9 protein-coding genes are annotated in these 8,119 nt (G+C 44.8%); 1 reads left to right on the forward strand and 8 read right to left on the reverse strand.

Going from position 1 to position 8,119, the window contains the following annotated elements:
* Window positions 1-102: 102 nt before the first annotated feature.
* From HPC40_RS09230 to gmk, 8 genes are read right to left on the reverse strand one after another with little or no spacing between them, the layout of a single operon-like run.
* The gene (locus HPC40_RS09230) at window positions 103-546 is read right to left on the reverse strand and encodes a hypothetical protein (protein WP_208119212.1); all 444 of its coding nucleotides are present in this window, start codon (window positions 544-546) and stop codon (window positions 103-105) included.
* A gap of 8 nt (window positions 547-554) precedes the next feature.
* Window positions 555-1,187, reverse strand: coding sequence for a hypothetical protein (locus HPC40_RS09235; RefSeq protein WP_208119213.1), 633 nt, complete (start codon window positions 1,185-1,187; stop codon window positions 555-557).
* A gap of 29 nt (window positions 1,188-1,216) precedes the next feature.
* Window positions 1,217-2,011: a glutamate racemase gene (murI, locus tag HPC40_RS09240; RefSeq protein ID WP_208119214.1), complete on the reverse strand. Its 795-nt coding sequence runs from the start codon at window positions 2,009-2,011 to the stop codon at window positions 1,217-1,219.
* The gene (locus tag HPC40_RS09245) at window positions 2,008-2,496 is read right to left on the reverse strand and encodes a chorismate--pyruvate lyase family protein (RefSeq protein ID WP_208119215.1); all 489 of its coding nucleotides are present in this window, start codon (window positions 2,494-2,496) and stop codon (window positions 2,008-2,010) included. Before HPC40_RS09245 ends, murI begins: the two co-directional genes overlap by 4 nt.
* On the reverse strand, window positions 2,489-4,570 hold the full coding sequence (gene recG, locus HPC40_RS09250; RefSeq protein ID WP_208119216.1) for an ATP-dependent DNA helicase RecG: 2,082 nt from the start codon (window positions 4,568-4,570) through the stop codon (window positions 2,489-2,491). Before recG ends, HPC40_RS09245 begins: the two co-directional genes overlap by 8 nt.
* 3 nt (window positions 4,571-4,573) lie before the next feature.
* Window positions 4,574-6,703 carry a bifunctional GTP diphosphokinase/guanosine-3',5'-bis pyrophosphate 3'-pyrophosphohydrolase gene (gene spoT, locus HPC40_RS09255; RefSeq protein WP_208119217.1) on the reverse strand — a complete coding sequence of 710 codons (2,130 nt, stop codon included), beginning with the start codon at window positions 6,701-6,703 and terminating at the stop codon, window positions 4,574-4,576.
* Window positions 6,704-6,728: 25 nt separating this feature from the next.
* Window positions 6,729-7,010 carry a DNA-directed RNA polymerase subunit omega gene (gene rpoZ / locus HPC40_RS09260; RefSeq protein ID WP_208119218.1) on the reverse strand — a complete coding sequence of 94 codons (282 nt, stop codon included), beginning with the start codon at window positions 7,008-7,010 and terminating at the stop codon, window positions 6,729-6,731.
* Between the two features lie 53 nt (window positions 7,011-7,063).
* Window positions 7,064-7,690: a guanylate kinase gene (gene gmk, locus HPC40_RS09265; RefSeq protein WP_208119219.1), complete on the reverse strand. Its 627-nt coding sequence runs from the start codon at window positions 7,688-7,690 to the stop codon at window positions 7,064-7,066.
* 240 nt (window positions 7,691-7,930) lie between these two features.
* On the opposite strand from gmk, the gene HPC40_RS09270 reads away from it, so the two are divergent.
* Window positions 7,931-8,119: hypothetical protein (locus tag HPC40_RS09270; RefSeq protein WP_208119220.1), on the forward strand; the 189-nt coding region annotated here is incomplete at its 3' end.

Consider the following 8,119-nt stretch of genomic DNA (forward strand, 5'->3'; position numbering starts at 1 on the left):
CGCATTATAGTACGCTACTCGCATTTCGCAAGCCTTTTTTTTACAAAAATAATTAAGTGCGCTTTTTATCAACAACTTGGTGTAAAAACATGCACGCCATGGTTAATTACAACGCATTTGGGCGTAGTTTTCTTGAGACGCTATGGTACCTCGCCAGCAACGATAAGCCACCCGATAGTCTTGTGCCACCCAGCCTTGATGATTTTCTAGCGTAATTTGTCGCCATATTCCCCGCACACTATCATCCATTTCGCCATCCGTGATAATGTTGAGCATGATAAATGTAGGTGCTTCTCCTCCACCTTTGATCACATTGATCATGTAACGCTGCGCCTCAATATATTGTGGCTGAAAATAGCGCGTGAGGCTGTCAAGTACCGTTTCAACGGTTGCACTATTCGATAAGCGTGGCAATTGTGCTGTGTCTTGCACATCCCACGATGTTGGCGGTGCCGTTACCCACGGCACGACATTACCTTTAACCGATGTAATTATTGAGAAGAGACTTGCCACAGTAAAAATCATCATTCGGTATGTTTTTTTCATCATTTTCCTCACTCTTTGAACCGCACTTTGACTTCGTCGCATGCCGTACAATCATAACTAAACATCGCTTTTTTCATGGCATCAAGAAACAACTCACCCCGCGCATCAACGCCACGTTGATAAACAACACTACACGATGAGATGTCCTCAATATTGTTACGATTAAACGACCAATCATCTAGGCTTTTCACTAAAATGCCCAGATCGTCCGCACATTTGTGCCACATCTTTTCAAACGTATTGCGTGGCTGTTTGAATCGCTCCCAATCAGGATGCACGCTAAAGCCACGCATTTCAGAGTTGAAAAAACGATCGAGCATGACGATGGGCACACCCGCCCAGCGAACATCACTGCCTTTGGGAAACTTAATGTAATCAATGCGTTTTTCTGCCATTGGTTTTGATAGTACTTTCGGGGAGCTGAGTTCTTGATCATAATAAATCACACTACCAATCGGTAGCGAAATACCTTTCACGGTCATCGGTGCATTCGTGGTGTAGCTGGGATTATACGTTGGTTTTTGACATCCATTAGGGTTATAACAAATACTACTGACACACGAATAGAGCAACATCGCCATACTTGCGACAATAAGTGTGATAAAGCCAAATTGCCATAACCACGTCTTGTTTTTTTGCATATTGCCTCCTTGTGCTGACCGCACTTTTATCAAAGTGAGAGGTGGCGCAGCTGCGTAAAGCCCATTTGCGCTAAGCACGCCCGCAGTGGCTGCTCGTCGCCAAGCGGTTGAGTATAATATACACAATTTTCTCCAACAAGATAAGGCTTTTGATCTTTGAGGAGATATTGCACTCGTGCGGCGATAGCTTTACCTGAATCGATGAAATGCTTAACCTGGGGCAAGGCTTGCGCCAATTCGTGTTTGAGAAAAGGAAAGTGAGTACAGCCCAAAATCACCGTGTCTAAGTGCGGTTTATCCGCCCACGCACTGACCGCACTTTGCACTTGTGCCGGCTGGATAGGTTTGCCGTGCAATTTATCTTCTGCCAATTGTACCAGCTCGGTTGTGCCAAGGCGTAGCACCTCGCAGTCAAGCGCGAATTGGTCAATTAAGTGCTGCGTGTATGGGCGTGTTACCGTGCCTTTGGTGGCAAGCAATCCAATCGTTTTGGTTTGTGAAACTTTTGCAGCAGGCTTGATGGCAGGTACAGTGCCAACAATGCTGACATCTGGAAACGCTTGACGCAATGCGGGTAAGACCACCGTGCTGGCTGTGTTGCACGCAATGACAATGAGCGAGATAGTATAGTCTTGCATCATCCGCTGACAAATCGCTAAAGTGCGGTCAATAATCGCTTGCTCTGGCTTTTCAGAATAGGGGAAAAAGGCGTTGTCGCTGCAATAGAGATAATGCCAATCGGGTAAGAGGGCGTTGATTTCGCGATAAATCGTAAAACCACCCACACCAGAGTCAAACACAAGAATACTATTCGGTTTCGTCATGGGTTAAAATTAAATTCAGGCAAAAAAAGCTCGCTGACCAGCAAAGGCTGTTCGCCAAGATGAAAGCAAGAACGGCGAGCATACATGTGCGCTATTCTACTCCATTGCAGTGCGCCGCGCACGCCATTATGCTGAAATAAAAATTCACCCAGTGGAGTGGTATCTAATGTCAATAATTGTGGAAAAGCGTATGACGTGCTAGCAGGAATGACGGTGCGGGCAAAAACCCAAGGCATACCGTCGCCTAGCAAGGTGACTTCACGCACCCAATATCGTTCACATCGTGGCAAAAGTGCGGTTTCATGCAAAAAAAGGTCTGTCAGCCAGCCTTCATTTTCAACAGTAACCTGAAACTGACCGCACTTTTGTTTTAACATCGCCGTAAGGGATGTGCTAGAACATAGCCAATGCCGCACCGCTGGCGGTATGGCATTTACTGTGCCGACGTTATCCTGCCACTGTGCGTGTGCAAAAACATTAGACATTGCCATATATCGTTTTATCATCTAACCAACGCTGAATAAGCGGCTGTGCCAAGTGCGGATACTGTGCCATCAGGGATTTTGCATTGTGTTGCACGAGTGGAATCAGCCTGCGATCACGCATAAGATCGGCAATTTTAAATTCTGCCACCCCCGTCTGTTTTGTGCCCAGCACTTCACCAGGACCACGGATTTGCAAATCTTTTTCAGCGATGACAAAGCCGTCTTGTGTTTCACGCATGACTTGCAAACGCTGTTTGGATACCTTGCCCAGCGGGGTTTTATATAACAGCACGCAGTATGAGTCCACACTGCCACGACCGACTCGACCACGTAGTTGATGCAGCTGTGAAAGCCCTAACCGCTCGGCATTTTCGATGATCATCAAACTGGCATTTGGCACATCCACCCCCACTTCAATGACTGTGGTTGCAACTAATAAATCCAGCTCACCTTGTTTAAATTGCTGCATAATGGTTTGTTTTTCTTGCGGTTTCATCCGCCCATGCACCAAGCCTATGCGTAAATTCGGTAAAGCGCGTTGTAAATCTTCCGCGGTGGCTTGAGCAGCTTGTGCTTCCAGCACCTCGCTTTCGTCAATCAAAGTACACACCCAGTAGGCTTGGCGTTTATTCTGCTCACACGCTTGCTGCACACGGGCAACTATTTCATCACGCCGCTGTTCACTGACCACAATGGTTTGAATCGGCGTACGCCCTGGTGGAAGCTCGTCAATAATGGACGTATCAAGATCGGCATAGACCGTCATTGCAAGCGTGCGAGGGATAGGCGTTGCCGTCATAATTAATTGATGCGGATAAAGATGATCTTTAAGCCCTTTTTCACGCAACATCAAGCGTTGATGCACGCCAAAACGGTGTTGTTCGTCAATAATAACGAGCACCAGATCAGCAAACTCCACATCATCTTGAAACAAGGCGTGTGTACCGATCACCATTTGCGCCTGACCGCACTTTATCTTTGCAAGCGCCTCACTGCGCGCTTTACCTTTAACTTTGCCCGCCAGCCAGCCGATCTCAATCCCTAATGGTTCAAACCAACGCCGAAAATTTTGTGCATGTTGCTCTGCGAGGATTTCTGTGGGTGCCATCAACGCCACCTGCTTGCCATTTTCAATCGCAACCAAGGCGGCAAGGGCTGCGACTAACGTTTTACCTGAGCCCACATCGCCTTGAACTAATCGCATCATAGGTTCAGTTTTCGCCAGATCGTTGAGAATATCTTGGCTTACTCGCCACTGTGCACGCGTAGGTTGAAACGGCAACTGCGCAAGAAAGGGTTGATACAATTTATCCGTGGTATAAAGTGCGGCGGTATTTAGACGACGCATACGTGCACGACTTTGGAGCATCGCCACATTGTGTGCTAGCAATTCTTCATAAATCAGGCGTTGCTGAGCGGGCAGCTGCCCTTCTTCAAGTTGACTCAACATAACACTTGGTGGCGGACGATGAAGAAATAAGAGCGCATCTTTCAAGCTGATATTATGTGGGTTAAGGTCTGCTGGCAGTAGCTCATTAACAGGTGTACTGGCTAGCAGGGCTAGGGCTTGATCTGTTAATTTGCGCAAAGTGGCTTGACGAAGGCCATCTGTGCTTGGGTAGATAGGAGTAAGCGTTTCTTCTAATGCAAGGGGCTTATCATTATGAATAATTTGATAATGTGGATGGTGCATTTCTGCCATAAAGCGTCCACGTTTGATTTCTCCAAACGCCTTAACTCGTACCCCTGCTTGCAGGCTGTTTTTCATGCCCGCGTTGAAATTAAAAAAGCGCAACATGAGCTTGCTTGAGCCATCAGAAATCACGCAGTGTAGCATCGCACGTCGCCCAAATGCGACATCGGAGCTTTGCACAATCCCTTCTACGGTTGCATATTGCTCTGGGAGAATATCACAAAGTGCGGTCACGCGAGTGCGGTCTTCATAACGCATTGGCAGGTGAAATAGCAGGTCTTGTACGTTGTGAATACGCAAACGAGCCAGTTTGTTTACCATTGCCGCGCCGACACCCGAAAGTGCGGTCAGCGGTATAGCATCTAGCAATTGACCTGCCATAGGTTACTCATTGATATTACGTGCAATCTCTATTACCCCTGTAACGTTTAAGAGTTTCTTAATCACCTGATTGAGCTTATCCACATTTTGTACTGCAATCAGCAAGGTAATAAAATATACACGCCCTTCTTTTTCTTCGGTGGCAATACTTTTGATGTTACAACCTGTGCTCGCTATTTCATTGGTTAAACGAGCTAAAATGCCTTGCTGGTTGACCGCTTCAATCCGCAATTCTGCATCAAATTCAACGGTATTTTCGCTCTTTTCCCATTCAACTGGCGTAAAATGTTGCGGTTCATTTTGCTTTTCATGCACAATATTTGAGCAATATTCGTGATGCACGACTAACCCTTTACCCGGGCTAACAAATGCCACGATAGGATCACCTGGGATAGGATGACAACACTTCGCACAGCTAATTAACAAGCCTTCCGCACCTTTGATAACAAGGCTTTCATCTTTGCTGTTATTTGGAATGCCGTCGGTGTCAATTTCTATTTTTTCGCCCAGCAGACGATGGGCAATGACTGCACTCATGCGATTACCCAGCCCAATTTCCGCCAATAAATCATCGACACTGGCAAGGTGCAGCTCCTCTAATAACGCCTGCACGCGAGATGGCTCAATATCTGCCAGTTTATACGGTGAAAGGGAGTGCATTAATTGGCGTTTGCCTAATGTAATGGATTCATCTCGACGCAAATTTTTCAACGTTTGACGAATTTTAGAACGGGCTTTCGCTGTAACCACAAAATTCAACCAACCCGCACTTGGGCGAGCTTGTGGCGAGGTTAAAATTTCAACTGTTTGCCCACTTTCCAGTGGTTGTGAAAGGGGGTAAGGAACACGATCAACTCGAGCACCAATGCACATTTGTCCAATATCAGAATGCACCGCAAACGCAAGATCAACTGCCGTTGCGCCAGTTGGTAATTCAACAATACGCCCTTTTGGTGTGAAAACATAAATTTCATCAGGGAACATATCTGATTTCACACTATCAATAAATTCTTGCGAATTACCCGCACTTTGCTGTAATTCAATCAAACTTTGTAGCCACCGTTGCGCCCGAATTTGCACCGTAGTGCCTTTGCTTTCAGTTCCTTCTTTATACATCCAATGGGCGGCAACGCCCATTTCGGCCATTTGATCCATATCTTCTGTGCGAATTTGTACTTCAACTGGCACACCATGTGGCCCGATCATTGAGGTATGGAGAGATTGATAGCCATTGGCTTTGGGTACCGCAATATAATCTTTCACACGGCCTGGGCGTGGTTTATATAGTCCGTGCATTTGCCCCAAAACACGATAACACGTATCCACACTATCCACGATGGTACGAAAAGCGTAAATATCCATAATGGAATGAAAACGCTGCTCTTTTAAACGCATTTTCTGATAAATGGAATAAAGGTGTTTCTCTCGTCCAAACACGCGTGCAGGAATGCCCGCCTCTGTAAGCCTGCCACGAATTTCATCGGCAATGCTTAAAATCATTTCTTTACGATTGCCGCGTGCAGCTTGGATCACTTTTTGCAAGACATGATAGCGATTAGGATAAAGAGCCTCAAAGCCAAGATCTTCTAGCTCATTTTTGATATGTTCAATCCCTAAGCGATGGGCTAATGGGGCATAAATTTCTAGTGTTTCACGGGCAATACGGCGACGTTTATCAGGGCGGAGTGCACCAAGTGTTCGCATATTATGCGTGCGGTCAGCCAGTTTAATTAACACCACACGAATATCTTTGGTCATCGCCAAAATCATTTTGCGGAAATTTTCTGTCTCCGCTTCTTTACGGGTGCGAAATTTTAATTTATCAAGCTTCGACACCCCTTCTACAATTTCAGCGACACTTTCACCAAAAAGTGCGGTCAATTGGGCTTGCGTGATAGGTGTATCTTCAATCACATCATGCAGTAATGCCGCCATCACCGCTTCGTGATCCAGTTTCATCTCAGCGATGATAGACGCCACCGCCACTGGATGGGTAATATAAGGCTCACCACTAGAACGTGTAACCCCTTCATGGGCATCACGTGCAACAATATAGGCTTGACGCACCAGTTCAATTTGATCTGGTGGCAAATAGCCTTGAATAATGCGATTTAAACTTTCAAAAAGATACAATCAACACCTACTTGCAACTCAATGATTATGCGTCTTCGTTATTCGCCGACAATAATGATACAGCTTGCAGCTCAACCGCTTCTTGTTCTAATTGCTCAAAGCGTTCTTGCTTATTCATAATATCATTATTGATTAAACCCTCTTCGATTTCGCGCAACGCAATGACGGTTGGCTTATCATTTTCAGGTTCAACAAGCGGTTCTTTCGCACTGGTTTGCAACTGGCGCGCACGACGAGCTGCGGTTAAAATTAAGTCAAAGCGATTACCAATTTTTTCTACTGCATCTTGCACTGTAACACGTGCCATACTGTTCTCCGTTGAGATAATAATTTTTAGGATCTTATATCATACTAAAGCTATTATGATTTCGCTAGTAATTGTGCAATTAAAGCGGCATGATTTTTTTGTTGTGCAGACAGCGTTAATTTTTCTGCTTGCAAAATCGCCTTCAATTGCGCTAATGCGTGATCAAATTGATCATTTATAATCACATAATCATATTCTGCATAATGCGTCATTTCCGAGATAGCTTTTTGCATTCGTTTCGCGATCACGTCATCGCTATCTTGTCCACGTTTTTTTAACCGTTGCTCAAGCTCAACCAGAGAAGGCGGCAAAATAAAAATGCTTTTACAATTTGGCATTTTTTGACGCACTTGCTGTGCGCCTTGCCAGTCAATATCCAAAAATACATCAATCCCTTGTGCCAGATTCTCTTCAATCATCGGAAGAGAGGTGCCATAGTAATGTTCAAATACGTTGGCATATTCCAAAAAAAGTCCCTGAGCAATGCGTTGTTCAAAACTAGCTACATCACAAAAATAGTAATGCACGCCATCAATTTCACCTGGGCGTGGTGCTCGTGTAGTGTGAGAAATAGAAACCTTCGCTTTCCCTGCAGGTAACGTGTCAAGTAGGGCTGCGATAAGTGAAGATTTACCCGCCCCGCTCGGTGCGGAAATAATATATAACTGACCGTATTGCATAACTTTCCTTGAATGGCATTCAATTTTTCTTATTATGCCGTTAATAACAGAAAAAATCAGTTAAAAAATCCATTTCTGACCGCACTTTTCATTGTTCAGCCTGACGTTGGCACAATAAATTTTCAAAAATGTGATCTTTATCTTTAACATTTTATTAACAATACTTGCAGAGTGTGTATCGTTACTATACTGTAAATGTGTAAAAACTAATCAAACCGCACTTTTAGAAAGGAGATTACGATGCAACATTTAGATGCTATGCTGAAAGAAAATCGAATCTTTAAACCCAGTGATGCCTTTAGTCAACAAGCGAATATCGGCAATTTACGCGATTATCAAACTCTCTGGGAATTTGCTGACAAAGACTATTTACAATATTGGGCTGATTTAGCGCGGGATTTGATTACGTGTGTCAATGATCTTCAAAAA

It is taken from the genome of Spirabiliibacterium falconis, assembly GCF_014885015.1.
Lineage (GTDB): Bacteria > Pseudomonadota > Gammaproteobacteria > Enterobacterales > Pasteurellaceae > Spirabiliibacterium > Spirabiliibacterium falconis.